This window comes from Neobacillus niacini (genome assembly GCF_000759675.1).
Lineage (GTDB): Bacteria > Bacillota > Bacilli > Bacillales > Cytobacillaceae > Neobacillus > Neobacillus niacini_A.
The window spans coordinates 62,849-79,765 of sequence record NZ_BAWM01000083.1 but is presented as its reverse complement, the minus strand read 5'-3'; the positions used below and the strand labels follow the sequence as shown (position 1 = coordinate 79,765).

Annotated in this window: 14 protein-coding genes and 2 pseudogenes; 4 read left to right on the top strand and 12 right to left on the bottom strand. The window is 36.7% G+C overall.

The window, feature by feature from the left end; genetic code table 11:
• Positions 1–14 precede the first annotated feature (14 nt).
• A complete protein-coding gene (gene pdxR / locus TR08_RS20005) occupies positions 15–1,445 on the bottom strand; it encodes a MocR-like pyridoxine biosynthesis transcription factor PdxR (RefSeq protein WP_045521278.1) in 1,431 nt (476 codons plus the stop codon).
• A 652-nt stretch (positions 1,446–2,097) separates the two neighbouring features.
• Between pdxR and TR08_RS33340 the strand changes: the two are divergent.
• The 4 genes and pseudogenes from TR08_RS33340 to TR08_RS19985 form a co-directional block, all read left to right on the top strand.
• Positions 2,098–2,244, top strand: a pseudogene (locus TR08_RS33340) (MerR family transcriptional regulator); the annotation flags it as partial.
• A gap of 284 nt (positions 2,245–2,528) precedes the next feature.
• Positions 2,529–3,311, top strand: coding sequence for an ABC transporter ATP-binding protein (locus TR08_RS19995; protein ID WP_045521274.1), 783 nt, complete (start codon positions 2,529–2,531; stop codon positions 3,309–3,311).
• A 2-nt stretch (positions 3,312–3,313) separates the two neighbouring features.
• Positions 3,314–4,957 carry a hypothetical protein gene (locus TR08_RS19990; protein ID WP_045521272.1) on the top strand — a complete coding sequence of 548 codons (1,644 nt, stop codon included), beginning with the start codon at positions 3,314–3,316 and terminating at the stop codon, positions 4,955–4,957.
• Between the two features lie 424 nt (positions 4,958–5,381).
• Positions 5,382–6,293, top strand: coding sequence for a LysR family transcriptional regulator (locus tag TR08_RS19985; protein ID WP_045521270.1), 912 nt, complete (start codon positions 5,382–5,384; stop codon positions 6,291–6,293).
• Between the two features lie 367 nt (positions 6,294–6,660).
• On the opposite strand, the gene lspA is transcribed toward TR08_RS19985, so the two are convergent.
• The 11 genes and pseudogenes from lspA to TR08_RS33335 all read right to left on the bottom strand — a co-directional run.
• Entirely contained in the window at positions 6,661–7,098 is a 438-nt protein-coding gene (gene lspA / locus TR08_RS19980) for a signal peptidase II (protein ID WP_045521263.1), read from the bottom strand.
• 253 nt (positions 7,099–7,351) lie between these two features.
• Positions 7,352–8,140, bottom strand: coding sequence for a DUF817 domain-containing protein (locus TR08_RS19975; protein WP_045521261.1), 789 nt, complete (start codon positions 8,138–8,140; stop codon positions 7,352–7,354).
• 43 nt (positions 8,141–8,183) lie between these two features.
• Entirely contained in the window at positions 8,184–8,396 is a 213-nt protein-coding gene (locus TR08_RS19970; RefSeq protein WP_045521259.1) for a helix-turn-helix domain-containing protein, read from the bottom strand.
• A 10-nt stretch (positions 8,397–8,406) separates the two neighbouring features.
• Positions 8,407–8,883, bottom strand: a complete 477-nt coding sequence (locus TR08_RS19965) for a DUF2975 domain-containing protein (protein ID WP_045521407.1) — start codon at positions 8,881–8,883, stop codon at positions 8,407–8,409.
• 332 nt (positions 8,884–9,215) lie between these two features.
• Positions 9,216–10,283 (bottom strand): ethanolamine utilization protein EutH, encoded by a 1,068-nt coding sequence (gene eutH / locus TR08_RS19960; RefSeq protein WP_045521257.1) that lies wholly within the window; start codon positions 10,281–10,283, stop codon positions 9,216–9,218.
• Positions 10,284–10,354: 71 nt separating this feature from the next.
• Complete coding sequence (locus TR08_RS19955; RefSeq protein ID WP_274521038.1) at positions 10,355–11,419, bottom strand: M24 family metallopeptidase; 1,065 nt, start codon at positions 11,417–11,419, stop codon at positions 10,355–10,357.
• Positions 11,416–12,519 (bottom strand): M24 family metallopeptidase, encoded by a 1,104-nt coding sequence (locus tag TR08_RS19950; RefSeq protein WP_045521253.1) that lies wholly within the window; start codon positions 12,517–12,519, stop codon positions 11,416–11,418. The genes TR08_RS19955 and TR08_RS19950 overlap by 4 nt, the downstream gene beginning before the upstream one ends.
• Before the next feature lie 372 nt (positions 12,520–12,891).
• The gene (locus TR08_RS19945) at positions 12,892–14,583 is read right to left on the bottom strand and encodes a sigma-54 interaction domain-containing protein (protein ID WP_045521251.1); all 1,692 of its coding nucleotides are present in this window, start codon (positions 14,581–14,583) and stop codon (positions 12,892–12,894) included.
• A gap of 299 nt (positions 14,584–14,882) precedes the next feature.
• Positions 14,883–16,082 carry a DUF2812 domain-containing protein gene (locus tag TR08_RS19940; RefSeq protein WP_045521249.1) on the bottom strand — a complete coding sequence of 400 codons (1,200 nt, stop codon included), beginning with the start codon at positions 16,080–16,082 and terminating at the stop codon, positions 14,883–14,885.
• Positions 16,075–16,395 (bottom strand): PadR family transcriptional regulator, encoded by a 321-nt coding sequence (locus tag TR08_RS19935; RefSeq protein ID WP_045521247.1) that lies wholly within the window; start codon positions 16,393–16,395, stop codon positions 16,075–16,077. The genes TR08_RS19940 and TR08_RS19935 overlap by 8 nt, the downstream gene beginning before the upstream one ends.
• Before the next feature lie 303 nt (positions 16,396–16,698).
• Positions 16,699–16,910: pseudogene (locus TR08_RS33335) on the bottom strand (NAD(P)H-binding protein); the annotation flags it as partial.
• Positions 16,911–16,917 lie beyond the last annotated feature (7 nt).

The following is a 16,917-nucleotide window of genomic DNA, read 5'->3' as shown; positions in this document are numbered from 1 at the left end:
AGCAGTAATTGTTTTTAAAGAGAATGAAGAGCTTCCGCAAACCTTTTTATTCCTTCATGTATTGATTCCTCATCTTCCCTAGCGAAAGTAAATCGCACAAAACCTTTTTTCGACCCCATCGTGGAACCCGGTACATAAATAACTCCCCTTTTAATTGATTCCTCCAGTAATTGCATTTCGTTAAAGTCTTTTTTCATCCGGCACCATAAATGAATACCTCCTTGAGGAATAGAAAATTCAACTTGATCTTTTAAATAAAACTTTAGGCTAGTAACTATCTGATCCCTTCGTTTTTCTAACTCTTTCACCAACCGTTTAATATGTGAATGAAAATTCTCAGATTCAATAAAATCATTTGCAATCCATTGAGTAAAGCTGGCATGCCCGAAGTCAATTTGTTGTTTCGCATCGGATAGCCTTTCAATTACGGGCTTTGGTCCGATAATCCAGCCAATCCTTAATCCAGAAGCAACAATCTTTGATAATGAGCTAATATATAAGACGTTGCCATGAATATCCTTCGATTTTAATGTTGTAACCTCTTCTCCTGTGAAAGAAGTTAAACTATATGGATCGTCTTCTACTACCGGAATCCCATGTTCAGAAGATATTTCTAAAATCGCTTTCCTTTGTTTTTCCTGAAGTAGGGTCCCTGTAGGATTTTGAAAAGAAGGGTTTAAGAATATCATTTTAATTCGATGTTTTTTATGTAAAGTTAATAAATCATCCGGGTTTATTCCATCTTTATAAACTGAAAGGAAATATGGTTTTATTCCGGCTGATTTAAATATCGGTAGATTATAACTATAGGAAGGGTCCTCTAAAGCTACTGCATCTCCAGGCTTTAACAGGCACTGTACGACTAGGTGTAAGGCCTGCTGCGCTCCAGATGTAATTAATATCGAAGAAGGATCGGATTCAATTCTCCGAAATTGCTTGACATGCTTTGTAATTGTCTCCCTAAGAATAAGGTTACCTTGTGGATGATCATATCCTAAGCTTCCGATAAACGATCTAGAAACGGTTATCTGTCTTAAGGAATCCAATGGAAAAAGATCTTCGGATAATTCTCCACTGGCTAAATTAATGAGTTTATGTTCAACTGCTTCTTTTCGTATCCTTTGGGTAACAGGTAAATTTGGTAAAAATGATCCTGCCTCAATATACCTGTTCCAGCTCGGAATACGTTTCTTGGTAATCCCCCAAATATCCTTGCTAATGGTTGTCCCGCTTCCTCTATTTCTTTGAATCAATCCATTCGATTCCAACTCATCATAGGCCGCAACCACTGTACTTCTGTTTATGTCAAGTTCCTTAGCTAAATTTCTTTCGGATGGTAATGGTTTATCAGGCGGAAATGTACCATTTGCAATCCCATTTTCAATATATTCAGCAAGCTGTTTATAAATAGCTTTTTTAGCTTTACGATCTGGTTTCCAGTCCATTTACTACAGTCCTTATGATTCAATTTTTTCTATTCATACCTTATATTATTTTTCTATTTCACTTTTTTACTCTTGAGTTATTTCCTACAGAAAAATCCATAAAAAAATAACCTATCGAGTTATTAAGTCAATAGGAAACAAAACAATATTATTTATGCGAAAAATCTAATATACACTCCAAGAGAAATTAAAGATAAGGAAATGATCACAACATAAATTAACGTTAAATTTGTGGTATTTCTTTTTGTGGAACTGCTATAGTTTTCATCACTTTTTCCTGTGATTAGCAGTGTTGAAACTATTGAGATTAATAAAATAATAATGACCAAAACATACATAACACTCATGTTACACCTCTTAGACGAATTTTCTTAACCTATTTAGAAATGGGAATCGATAACTAACCCGGTATACCACTTCAATAATAGATTTTCCTTTAAGGACATCAATTTTCTAAATAAATTCATTATAATATTTATACACCTACAAATAACCATCCAATTAACAATAATTTTAACCAACCACTTTCGTTTAACCTTATAATAAATGCTGCTTGGAGCGTCATTATAGAAAAAGCACTAAAGAAAAGTTTTCCTCAAGTGCTCTTATCCTAAATTAATTATGAAAATTTGTACCATCAGTAGATGCTTGAAAAGCTATTGTAGAATCACAGATAGAAGGACTAAAAAAAACATTGGAAGTCATCGAGCATAAATGTAGATATTACAAAACTGCATTGGATGCCGGAACGGAAGAAATTCATAATAACGATAAAATAGGGATATCCATTACTTACTAATTAATAGAAAACCACTGTGTTTCAGATTTTGGCGATGATGTATACTATCAACAATTACGGCCGATAACCCATTAATCTTTGGTATCTCAATTCTTCTGTGGAATGCGGGAATCAAGAAATATCGTGGGGATCGGTTTTTTATTACTTTTTACACAAAGTACTAAACTATTATTTTATTGTAGGTAAATGAAATTTCCTTTAGATAATAGTTTAATTGATTTTTTATATGTTACACTATAGAAAAAGGATTATATTGGAAATAATTCAGAAATGAGGATTAATCTATGGAAGAAGAAGTTATCCTTACCATTAAGGATTTAAGAAAAAATTATGGCTCTAAGGCGGTCTTAAATGGTGTGTCTCTTCAGGTGAAAAGAGGAGAAGTCATTGGTTATATCGGTCCAAACGGAGCAGGAAAAAGCACCACCGTTAAAATCATGCTTGGCATTGAAGATGACTATTCTGGTGAGATTAAAATCTTCGGTCATGATATTTCAGATGGAAATATAGAGTATAAAAGAAAAATCGGTTATGTGCCGGAGATCGCCGAAGTATACGACAATTTAACCGGCCATGAATATTTAACCTTTGTTGGCGAATTATATGGTCTCGAATTTGATCTTGCAGACTATAAGGCTAAAAGTTTAATGGAACTATTTGGGGTCGGAGAAGTCTATCATTCGCGTATTGCTTCTTATTCAAAAGGAATGCGTCAAAAGCTTTTAATTATCTCGAGCTTATTACATAATCCAGAACTTTTGTTTTTTGATGAGCCCATCAATGGTCTGGATGCAAACAGTGTGATGATTTTCAAAGAAATCATGACTCAACTTGCTGCACAGGGAAAAACCATTTTCTACTCTTCACACATTATGGATGTGGTCGAAAAAATAAGCAGCCGTATTATTCTCCTGCATGACGGAAAAATTGCTGCAGACGGTACCTTCGAAGAGTTAAAACAGCAAAATATGGAAGGCTCACTTGAACAGATTTTCAACCAACTGACAGGGTTTAGTGAACATAAAGAACTTGGTGCAAGATTTGTATCGATCGTAGGGGAGATGTAAGGATGCAGGACTATCGCACTCTGAAACTATTGGATCGGTTCGAGAAGGTTTTCCTCAGCTTTGGAATAGATTACAAGATAATGAGAAGAATTTTACAAGTAAAGTTAACGATGGATGGACGCCGCTTGCCAACTATTTTCTCACAAAATGCAAAAAAGAAAGAAAAGGATACTAACAATCAGTATATCAAATCATTATGGATTTACGTGTTATTCGGTCTGTTCATGATTCCATTTATCCTCATGGGTGAAAATTACCTGTTTCAAATGAGTCTCTTTTATGGGATTTTTACCTTTTTTATCATGACATCTATGATTTCTGATTTTTCTTCTGTGTTACTAGACATTCGAGATCGAAACATTCTGTTTCCAAAGCCGGTTGATAAAAGAACCATTAGCACGACGAAAATGATACATATAGTTATATATTTGTCGTTCCTTACCATTGCACTGGTCGGGATCCCTTTGATTGTTGGACTTATCAAACATGGTTTCTTATTTTTCCTTACTACAGTCGTTACCATTATTCTAATTGACCTGTTTATTGTTGTGTTAACCGCGCTTATTTATTTGTTTATTTTACGCTTCTTTGATGGGGAAAAATTAAAAGATATCATTAACTATGTCCAAATTGTGTTATCGCTTGGAATAATGGTTGGGTATCATCTACTTGTTCGCTCCTTTGAGTTTATTGATTTGAGCATTTCACTTGAACCGCAATGGTGGCAAGTATTCATCTTTCCGATGTGGTATGGCGCAATGATGGAAGTAATGATGAATGGTAACGCGCAGCTGTTTCACCTTTTATTCACTCTGTTAGGGATTCTGATGCCTCTTTTATCCATATGGATTTATATAAAGCTCAATCCCGCTTTCGAGCAAAACCTTCAAAAGCTTTCTTACCATGGAAAGGCAAAAGAAAAGCGACGTAGTCAGTTGGGCCAATTGCTTCTTTCAGTCATTTGTCGCTCACATGAGGAACAAGCCTTTTTCCGTTTTGCCAGTTTTATGATGAAAAATGAACGAGATTTTAAATTAAAGGTCTATCCATCTTTGGGCTTTTCCGTCGTTATTCCGCTTATTTTTATCATGAATGGCTTTAATACTGATTTTGATCATCTTTCCACCAGCAAATCGTTTTTAACGATATACTTTAGCTTAATTATCATCCCGACAATCTTGGTGCTTTTGAAGTTTTCAGGAAAATATAAAGGTGCGTGGATTTACAGAGCTGCACCTATAAAACATCTAAAACCGATGTTTAGCGGTACGATAAAGGCGTTTATTTTCAAATTGTATTTGCCAGTTTACTTGCTTCTTAGTGTAATATTTATTGCACTATTTGGGGTGAGAATTCTGCCGGACCTTGTCATCGTATTTTTAAACGCCTGCACGTATGCTGTTATTTGTTTTATGATTCTAAAAAAATCCATCCCCTTTTCAGAGTCTTTTGATCAGTACAATCAAAATAGCAATGGTGCCATTATTTTCGGTTTAATGCTGTTTGTTGCATTATTTGCCGGTCTACATTTTGTCACCACTTTGTTCTCTTATGGAATCTATCTTTATTTAGTGTTTGCCATCCTATGTCTGGGTACAATTTGGAAACTAGCTTTTAATATTACATGGGATAAGATTCATGGATAATTGGTGGGACATTTAAGTGCACATAAGTTTAGTTTAAAAGCTCAAAACGCTGTTAATCATGATATTAACAGCGTTTTCTTATCTCAATTACTTGTGAAGCAAGGTCGGGAAAACACCACATCTAAATTTTCCCCTTAAATAAATTCTAAGGGGGAATACTTGTTTTATAGAGGTTTTACCGAAAAGACATTCATTATATAATATCTCTCCCAAGAAGTATGTTTGTTCACTTCTATGTTACATAAACCTTATCTTCTTAAGTTTTTAATCGCAAGTTACTCTCGTTTCAGGATTGTAAACTTTTTTAAGTTTGCAGATTTCCTTTTCTAAAATGGGTTTCCAATTTATAATTTAATAATTGATTGTTCCAATAATTTTTGATGAAATTCATTCATTAAACGCATGAACGTGGAGTGGTAAAAAAATGGAGACGAGACAAATTCAATACTTCCTGGAGGTAGCAAAAAGAGAGCATGTAACAGAGGCAGCAGATGCCTTGCATATTGCCCAATCTGCCATTAGTAGACAAATTTCCAATTTAGAAGAGGAATTAGGTGTAGAGCTTTTTATACGTGAGGGAAGGAATGTAAAGTTAACCCCTTTAGGCAGAATTTTTTATGATCGGATTAAACAAGTGTGGTATTTGATGGAAGATGCAAAGAGAGAGATAAGAGAATATTTAAATCCTGAAAAAGGGACCGTTCGAATTGCATTTCCGATTAGCATGGCAGCCCATACATTGCCTCACATCATTTATTCTTTTCGTAATCGGTTCTCAGAAGCAAAATTTCAAATGAGCAATGCCCTTTATTATGATTTAATAGATGGTGTTGTAAATGGTCAATTTAATTTGGCGATGATTGCCCCCATGCCAAATCTGGAAAAAGAAAAAAAGATTAAAGGGGAGACTCTTTTCACTGAGGATATCGTTGCCCTCATCCCTCTTCATCATCCATTATCGGACCGGCAATCCATTCGGTTACGGGATTTAAAAAATGACCCCTTTTGCGTTCTTCCTGAAGGATTTGTATTTCGTGAACAAGTTGTTCAAGCATGTAATGATGTAGGTTTTTCACCAAATATTGAATTCGAAGGGAAAGATATTGACGCATTAAAAGGGTTAGTATCTGCAGGCTTGGGTGTAGCTTTGATGCCTGAGATGACATTGGTCGATAACACACCACGATCTACCGTCGTTATTCCACTTTCAGATTCGAGACTCACTCGAACAGTCGGTGTTATCTACCCGGCCGAACGTAAACTGCTTCCAACTGAAGAGCTGTTTTATGATTTTCTGATTGAAACATATGAAAGATTGAATGAATTTAAAAAGTAGAAAAACAATCATTCCAAGTTGGTTCAACAACAATAATTTCTTTCACATCTTGTTGATGATTCTGTATCGGACTCTCTAAATCTGAATTTTTATCTATATTTGGATACAGAACTTGTTGTTGTTTTTCTTTTTTTCTTTTTCTTTTTGTCTACGTATCGTATAACAGTGCATGAACGTATACTCTAACTCTTCGCATTCCGAATCGAAATATGTATTATTTTCATCCTCGTGGCTAACTTCCTTGCCGAACAACATCTCTTATAGTTCACCAAAAGATTCATAGAGGCTGTGAATGTCCTGTTACTTCTTACTTTTTTCCAGTATAGAATTAACTGCAAGGCACAAGGACTAATCAATTCTAGAGAATCTAGTGCTTATTTTTCCCCCAGCTAACGACTCCATAAATAATAAGCAGTAACATCCCCATCTCAATAGCATGGTCGGCTAAGTTAAGAATTCCACCAGAGCGAATGATAAAATCTGTCACCTGCCCAAATAAAAATCTATCAATTCCATTTCCAATTGCTCCTCCGACTAGGAATCCAAAACTACTATCGATGAGCGCACCCTTCATTTCTCCGGTTCTTCGAAAATATAAAACACCTATCACGAACAACACAGCCACAACTCCGAAGAGTCGTGCATAGCCTTGAAATAAACCTCCTGCCATCCCACTATTCTCAATATGTGTGAGTTGTATTCCCCACAATGTAAATGTTTCATTCATGTCAATGTAGATACGAATTAGGTATTTAGAAAGCTGATCCATCACAATAACGAGGATTGCAATTACATAGAATAGCAAATGTAGCCCTTCTTTCTTGCAGAATTAATTACAACCTACTCATCATAATAATTCTAAGCTTTTTTCTACTCTATTATAAAGCTCTTAACTTAAACTAGAAACGTTTTGCACAACTCATGCACTCGTTACTTTAAGAAGATATAAACCGAACAACCATAGAGTATACAGTACGACAGGAGAACTTCAACCTAAAAAAAGTCGAATTCCTTACTATGCTAAGGATCCGACTTTTTTAATAGAGGGTTCTTTATTGTTATAAAAATTGACTGTTATCTATCCTAGTGGAGTTTCCCTTAACCTTTTTTAACGTCGCTACGATAAGAAAGCTAACTATCACTAATAAGAGCCATGAACTCACCTTTCCTAAATGAACGAGACTCCATGCATCGGTTTGGTTTGGATATTCCCAAGCTCCAAAGAAGGTTGCGATATTTTCTGCTATCCAAATAAAAAATCCGATGAGCACAAAAGAAAGTGCGAGTGGCATACGGTAACGCGTTCCACCCACCTCGTATGTGACCCATGATTTCCAGAAGACGATCATGACAAGTCCAGACAACCACCAACGGACGTCAATCCAATAATGGTGGGTGAAAAAATTCAAATAAATCGCAGCTGCAAGTGGTACCACTACCAAAAACGGTGGCCACTTAACTAGTTCAACGGTTAACCTCCTCCATGCCTGGCACAGATAACTCGCTACACTCGCGTACATGAATCCGCTATACAAAGGAACTCCAAAAATTTTGAAATATCCTTGCTCTGGATAAGACCAGGAGCCCATATGTACCTTGAAAAGTTCAAGAGCAAGTCCAATTAGGTGGAACATTGTGATAACCTTAAGTTCATCCCGTGTTTCAAGCCCAGAACGGACCATCCACCACTGCATCAGAAGGCAGATGAAGAGCAGCCAGTCATACCGTGGTAGAAAGGGAAGTGGTATTATTTTTGTTAAAGCCAAAGAGGCAAAAATAGCAACAGGAAACAAACATGATAGGGCCTGCTCCCAACCAAAAAGTACGAGTTGTTTTAGTGCTCTCATGATTTGTGCCTCCAATGGATTATTCTGAATATATAAGTCCTGCTTAGTCTTCATCACTTCGGTATTCTAAAATATCTCCAGGTTGACATTCTAAAGCTTTACAAATCGCCTCTAAAGTTGATAATCGAATCGCTTTTGCCTTTCCATTTTTCAATATAGAAAGGTTAGCCATCGTGATTCCAACCCTCTCCGAAAGTTCTGTTACGCTCATTTTCCTTTTAGCCAGCATCACATCAATATTGATTATAATTGCCATTGTTATCACCTCAGACCGTTAATTCATTTTCAGATTTTATATCAATCGCTTCTTGTAAAAGTCTTTGAAGAACAGCAGCGAATACTGCGATTACCATTGAAGCAAAGATAGGGACCATTCCGATGATGATAAGACCTGGTGCATCGTCTAGCTCTGCTACGAGATAAACAAATGGCAAAATTACCACAAACAAACCACTGATTGTCATGGCACAGAATTTGATATTCTTTAGAGCATTAACAGACAATTCAGAGAAAGCTTGGTTCTTGTCAATATAACTTAAAAGTTTAAAAGCCTGATACAATGCAACGAAAAACGGAATCACTGATACATACAGACCTATTACGATGGGATAAAGTATATGGGCATAATCTGGATTTACTGGATTATTAGCTAACCAAGGTAACCCGAATATACCCAAAGAAAGAACTGGAGTTCCAATAAGAAAAACAGCCATCCTTAAAAATAATGTTGACCCTTGTTTTATATAAAGCACCTCACTTATTTATTTTCAATTTGATATTAACATGATATTTATCGTTTTACAATAAATTATTATCTTTTTCAAATATACTCTTATCGTTATGTAAATATCCTTTTAAATTTAGACAAAGATAAAAAGCATTCCTCATTACAAAGAAATGCTCTTTAACTTTCAACTATTCAATTAATAACTTGTTAAATTAAATTGATGGTTAGCCATCCTTGCAACTCAAAATCAGTGCTGCACCACAGAGAAGGAAAATGGTAATTCCACAATTTCACAGCTGCTTGTGACTTTGAACGGTCGATTGGACTGTTGGCTCCACCTTTCCTTCATTAACGACGTTTTGTCACTAACAAAGCCAATGCTGCAGCCAAAAAGCCAGCGGTCAGTTTACCGACAATCAGCGGAATGACAAAATTCTTCTCCACACCCGCCACAAACCCTAAGTGACTGCCAAATACAAATGCGCCGCTTACGGCAAATGCGGTATTTATAACTTTCCCGCGGTCGTCCATTTCGTGCAGTGTCGCAAACATAGGAATGTGATGGGCGAAGGACGCAATGAATCCTCCCAATGCTTGTTGATTCATACCTAGCTTATTTCCGAGTAGTACAAAAGGCTTCTTTAATACTTTTACTAATACAAATACAAACGGAAACGCACCGGCAAGCATGATGGTTACTTTTCCAACTGTTACAAAGCCTTCTGAAAGCGGCATCATACCAGGAATAAGAACAATACCTGTTAAAGTTTCAATGATAATCGAAACAAGACCAATGATAATAACTATTTCAATCCCTTTACCAAACCATTTAAAACCACGGATCATCACGGATTGAGCGGATAACATTCCAATGCCGATCAAGACAGAAATGAGGATAGAAGGAAACAGATTTTTCAACATCCATATCAAGTCAAATCCTGCTAAGAATCCTCCCGCTAAACATCCAAATGGAATAGTCATGAGCCCAATTAAAATTCCTTTAGCAAAAAAGGGATGATCATTTTTATGAACGATGCTTAAAGCAACCGGAATGGTAAAAACAATAGTCGGCCCCATCATCGTTCCTAAAAATACCCAAGAAAATAAAGCAGCATCACTCGATTGAGCCATTTCATTTGCTAAAGAGTATCCACCCATATCAAGAGCCAAAAACGAGGATGAAAACATCGATGGATCTGCTCCAAGAAATTGGTAGACAGGGGATACAATCGGTGTTAACCATTTTGCCAATACAGGCGAAAGTGAGATCATTCCAACCATTGAAAGGGCTAGTGTTCCCATGGAATGGAAGGCTTCCTTAAATTTTTGTCCGACTCCATACCGATTACCCAACAGATAATCTATTGCTCCTAGAACCATAAATCCTGTCATGATAAATATGATGATTTCATTCATATCGAATACGACCTCATTCAAAAGAAAGGTCATCTTTATAAAAATTACTTGGATGACCTGTTCAATATTTTTTATAAGATAATTAAGTGCTTAGGAGAATGGGTAATGATTTCATAACCATTCTCTGTTACTACAATATCATCTTCAATCCGGCAGCCACCCCATCCTGGGATATAAATTCCTGGCTCGACGGTAACAACCATTCCAGTTTGAAGAATTTCTACACTTTTGTCAGAAAGCCGGATTGGTTCGTGAACTTCCATACCTAACCCATGACCTGTTGAATGTCCGAAACGATTTCCGAAGCCTTTTTCTGTAATATAGTCTCTCGTTAAATCGTCGATCGTTTTCGCTTTTTCACCTGATCGAATTCCTTCTGTTCCACGTTTTAGAGCTTCTAATACGATGTGATAAATGTTGCGGAACTCATCCGAGCAGCTCCCGACGGCGATTGTTCTCGTAATATCAGAGCAATAACCATTGTACAATGCACCAAAATCAAGGGTTACCATGTCACCATGCTCGATCACTTTTTCGGAAGCCACTCCATGCGGTAGTGCAGCCCTCTTTCCAGAAGCAATAATGGTATTAAAGGATGATGAGGCTGCACCTTGCTTACGCATATAGAATTCCAGCTCATCACGGATTGCTAATTCCGTAACCCCTGGTTTAATGACATTCAAAATATAATCAAACGCCTTATCTGCGATCTTAGCTGCCGTTCTCATTAATTCTAATTCTAACGGCTCTTTGATTTCTCTAACCTTTTCAACGATATTTTCCAATTGGATCCATTGTACATTTCCATACTCTTGTAGCGTTGAGAACGTTTTTAATGTCATGGCATTTGCCTCAACAGCGACCTTTTTAAGACCTTTACGTTCGATTTCATTGGAAACTTCTTTTTCAAGATTACCGTCATGGACGATAATCTTAGCGTTTTTCACTTCATTTTGAGCTTGTTCTGCATAGCGGAAGTCAGTGATAAAGGTAGCAGCATTTTTTGAAATTAGCACCATTCCTGCTGATCCTGTAAAACCTGTCGTATATCTACGATTTTCACTCTTTGTAATTAATATTGCATCGACATTGTTTTCTAAAAGCTGTTTCTGTATTTTTTCGATTCGGTTCATTATCGTTCAGCTCCTACAACCATTAATTTTTTTGGAAACTTCGTTAATACTTCATACCCATTATCCGTAATGACAACATCGTCTTCAATGCGAACACCACCAAGGCCATTAAGATAAATGCCAGGTTCAATGGTGATGACCATTCCTGATTTCAATACTCCCTCATTAGCATCGTTCATAGAAGGTGCCTCATGAATATCAATTCCAAGGCCATGACCGATTCGATGTGGAAAAAAATCACCGTAGCCAGCCGCTTGAATGACGCGTCTTCCAGCGATATCAACATCACCAATTCTTGTTCCAGGTTGAGAAGCATCCACCCCAGCAAGATTAGCTTGTAAAACCGTATTGTAGATTTTATCGAGTTCGCTATTGGTATTAGCATAAATGACGGTTCTTGTGATATCAGAGCAATATCCCTTATATTTCACACCTAAATCAAATAGGGCAGTATCGCCTTTTTTTAACTTATTGTCACCTGATGCGCCATGTGGGTTACTTGCATTTTGGCCAAACAATACAATGGGAGGGAATGACATGTCTTTAATCCCTTTTTTCTTTAATTCAAATTCAATTTTCCCTAATACTTCAAGTTCTGTGATTCCTTCTTTTAATGCTTCAATACCCACTTGTACGCCGTAATCAGCAAAAGCGGCGGCTTCACGTAATATTTCAATTTCATCAGCATCTTTTACTAGTCGCATTTCAGTCAGTATTGGATCTAGTGATGCAAACTCTACTTCACCAAAAATCTGTTGTAGACTTTCAATGTAAAAATAGGAGATTTCATGTTTCTCAACAGCAAATTGCTTCATTTTGTTTCTGCTTTCGATCACGTCACGAACAAGTGCCCACGGGTGATCGGAATCTGTGTAACTTAGGATTGGATGGTTCCAGCCTGCTTCCTTTATCATTTGAACTTCCATTGCCGGTGTAATAAAAATGGGTTCGCCATTCGGGAAGACAAAAATACCTACAAACCGTTCGTGCGGATTGTAATCAAAATTCGATAAATAAAAAATATTTTGGCGCGATGTGACTAAGCCACCTGGAATACTTTGTTTTTGTAAAAAGGTTTGCAATTCTTGCAATCGCTTATTCATGATCAATTCCCCTTTAATGTATGGATAAAAATAGACATGAAGTAATGATGCAAGTTCTGTGCCATTTTAATAATCTTTTATTAGGGGCTAGTTTAGATAATAGTGTAAATGTTTTTAGACACTGTGTAGTGCTTAGTGTCAAAGTATTTAGACGGTTAGAGTTTTGATAGAACAGTGGAACATCCTATAAGTGGAGTTTATTTAAAGGTAGGGAGCTTACTTACGGGTAGAGGAGCAATACTTTCGGTAATGGAAGATAACTTGCGACTAACTGAGCAATACTTGCGTCTACCTTTGATTTCCAGCTTCTAAATCAGCCCAGGAGCTTCTTACGCTCGTCTGGACTAATTTAGGCGCATATGCTTTTAGTTTTTAAAGTTCAATCTTTAATTTTTTCATTTTATTGTATAAAGTAGCTCGAGATATTCCTAGTTTTTTTGCCGCTGCTTGCTTGTTGCCATTTTCCGTTTGAATGGCTTCCATGATTTTATTTTTTTCAAAATCATTTAGGTCATCTTGCAAGGAGTCATCAAGGTATCCGGTCGATGACAATGTAGATTGTAACAGCTTGGGCGGTAATGCTCCGACAGAGATGGTTCCTTCTCCTGACAATAACACTAATCGTTCAATAACATTTCGCATCTCCCTCACATTTCCTGGCCAATCGTATTGTATTAGGGCGGAAGTGACCTGAGGATCTACGATTTTAATCGTTCGATGGTATAACAGTGAAAACTCATTAATAAATAGATGAAGGAGCTCCATAACATCTTCTTTTCGTTCTCTCAAAGGGGGAATTGTAATAGATAAAATGTTAAGCCGATAATAAAGGTCTTCTCGAAAGGTATTGGTTTCAACCATTGCCTCTAAATCCTTATTTGTAGCAGCAATGATTCGGCATTGGGCTTTAAGTTGCTTTGTGCCACCAACCCGATAATACGTTTTATCTTGCAATACTCGGAGTAACTTCACTTGCATATCCAACGGTAGGTCACCAATTTCATCAAGAAAAAGTGTTCCTCCATGCGCCAACTCCAGTTTTCCTTTTTTACCTTTTGCATCTGCACCAGAAAATGCTCCTTTTTCATAGCCGAAAAATTCACTCTCAAACAATGATGGTGTAATCGCACCACAGTTTACAGCAATAAATGGAGAGTCTGATCCACGATAATAATGAATAGCTTTTGCGAAGACTTCTTTTCCAACCCCAGTTTCACCAAGTAATAAAATGTTTGCACTCGTTTCAGACATTTTCCTTGATAATGAAACTGTTTCTTTCATCAATTGACTTGAACCTTTAATTTGTTGAAAGGAATCATGTGACAACTGCAGCCTTGAAACCTCCTTCTGAAGTTGAAGAATTTTGGAGGAAGCATTCATAAGTTCTTGATTCATTAACACTTGACTGGTAATGTCTGTTTCTGCAGCAACCGCACCTACGATCCGATCCTTGATGACAATCGGACTGCTATTAATCATGACAAAAAGATCCTCACGAGGTTTATGCTGTTTATGACGAAATGATTGACCTGTTTCCATCGTAACTTTATTTAATAACATTTCTTTTGGAAAAAACTGCTCCATTTCATTTCCGATAATTTCTTCTTTAGGAATTGAAAAAATCCTCTCAGCACCAGGAGTCCAAACAACCGTTTTTCCAGCTTCATCCACAATCGAGACCGAACCATCCATTGTATCAATCATCGTTTGAAAATAGGCCTCTAAATATTGATAAGATTCAAACACTTTAGAAAGTAAAGCAGCGGAAGCGATGTAGCCCTTGATTTTTCCTTCTCCATCCGTGATGACCACAACATCTGATGTTTGCACTTCTTGAATCACGTCTTGAATAACAGCTTTTTCATTGGAAACGCCAGCTTTTTTCCAATAAAGATCTTTGATATTCTCGTTTTTATAATGAAGATACTCATTTATCGTTAACATCCAGACTTCACTTTGATGCTGTTTAAATATATATGCTGCTTCATTTTTGTCACCCATATCGGAAAGCAAAGAAAAATTCGTTTGCAACAGGTCTTCTATGCTAGGAAGAAGATGCTTCATGATGATTCCACCACCCAATTGTCTATTTTTCATATTACTTTATCATTTTCGGCGAGTTTGTGTCATGATTAATGTCTTGTGGGTTCTAACATTCCACATTGGACTATCCTGCCATTAACTTAAATAAAAAAAGCTGCACTTTATCTTCTTGATCAGATAGTATTAATTTCATTATTTGATTTGTAGTTTTAGAAGATGTAATGTAAATTTCTCCTTCTCCAACCATATACATAAGGATACTTTTTTCGTTTTCCTCACCTAACCATAAATGGATATGGTTCACTACCTATCTACGAAATTTATTCTAAAATTATCTCAATCTTCTCTTCTATATTTTCTATTATTGAATTGATATCTGCATAGCCATAATAACGAACATGTATGAAGGCTTTGCCTTTAGAAGCAAATACTTCTTTCATCGCCTCATCCTCATGAACAATCAAATGATCAAAAGTTGGATGCTTTGTTTTAACAAAATCTTCGCCACTATCATCATAATTATATCTTTTTATTAAATCAGAAATTAGATTATCGGCTATACTTGGTATACTAAGCTGATAAACTCTTGTATGCATACTTGGTGAATATTCACCGCTCCCGTCCTTCCACATTCTTCCTGGTACCACCCCGTTTTCATCTGTTTCATATTGCACTGGTGCCAACGGACTCCATTCATATGTATACCGGTTGCCCCAATCAACATTGTCACTCATATAGGTAGATTCCCCTCGAACCAAAGCTGGATTCTGCTCTACATCTGCTAATCTGACAAACGGTAAGTCAAGGCTTGCTTCTGGTAATGTTTTCGTATCACCTTTTGCAAGCTGCACGAATGGAATTATAGAACCCACTCCCACCACTGCTGTAAACAGTAAAGCTATTATAGAATTTAATCGGTGGTGCATCCTCCAAGGAGCATGATGATCAATCGGTTTTCCTCCAATAAGATCTTTTCGTAAAGCACGAATGGATATGGCGGCCTGTAACGAAGTATAGGCCGAAAATCCGATGAAGATGGTTAAAATAGTTTGTTGAATAGCTATCCCTTCAACCAAAACTAAGGTAGGTGTTTCATCAAGAAACCAAATAGCATACAACATTACGATCATTAAGATCATTGCGACAGCAACTATACCAGCATTCATAGCTAGTTTCTTGTCCAGTTCCTTTAATGTATAAGACTGCTCGGCTGGGTCTGTATGAAGCTCTGGTGCATTAAGCTCAACGGGTGATGAAAATACATGAAAAAAATTATAGCTGGTCACATAATCCCATCCACTTTCCGCATACATCTGTATTTGTTCTGGTGTAATCTTCTTATTTATTGATACATCTATTCTGTACCTCATTTTTTTCGGTTCGCCTTTAACAAACTGGACAAATTGTAACCCCATCTTTTTTAGATGGATTCCATTAGCCGCCATGTCTGCAAACCAGCTTTCATGCTCACCGATTCGCCAATAATCACTGGGACGAAGTTTGTAGACTGTTTTATTCATTCTCATTACCTCCCTCTAAAATGTTGCCGTCTTGTATCATGGCTTTTAATCGACCATACTCAATACGTAGAGCTTGTTCTCCTTCTGGGGTAATTTGGTAAGTCTTCCTTCTGCCATCATCTTCTGCTAATGAAATAAGTCCGTCTTTTTGCATCCGTGAGAGGACTCCGTAAAGTGTCCCCGGTCCCATTATTAATCTGCCATGCGAAACTTCTGTAATTGCATGCATAAGCTGATACCCATGGTTAGGATGCATTAATGCTAGTAGTACATAATACATTGCTTCGGTCATCGGTCCCCCATTATATGCCATTACTTACATCCCTTCTTTCGTTCATCGAGATATTATGTTATGTGATATTATGTATCACGATATATCGTATAGCATAATATTACTTCATGATTTATCTAGTGTAAATATAAAATAATGATTCGTTTTGTTCGTGGTAAATAATAGACCTCTTTCCCACAAAACAAAAAACACTCGCAAGCGTTGACTTAACAACGTTCGAGAGTGTTTTATCGTTTTTTATATAAACTAGCTTTTTTAAAATGATACCTGTGGTCTTAAATTCTCTTGAATCAAAAATCGAATATCAAAACTAATTTCTTAGTGTCTGATATTCGGTTCCCCAACCGTGGATATAATTAAAAGTCGATTAATTCCTGAAAAAGCAGAATCTAATGTTTCTGGTTGATCAAAATCTCCGTGTCGAACTTCTAGTCCGCGAGCTCGTAATCCTTCTGCTTTTTCTGGATTCCGAACACTTACAGCTAATTGACTTGCTGGTACAGTTTTAAAAACTCTTCTACAACCTTTGAACCTAAATATCAA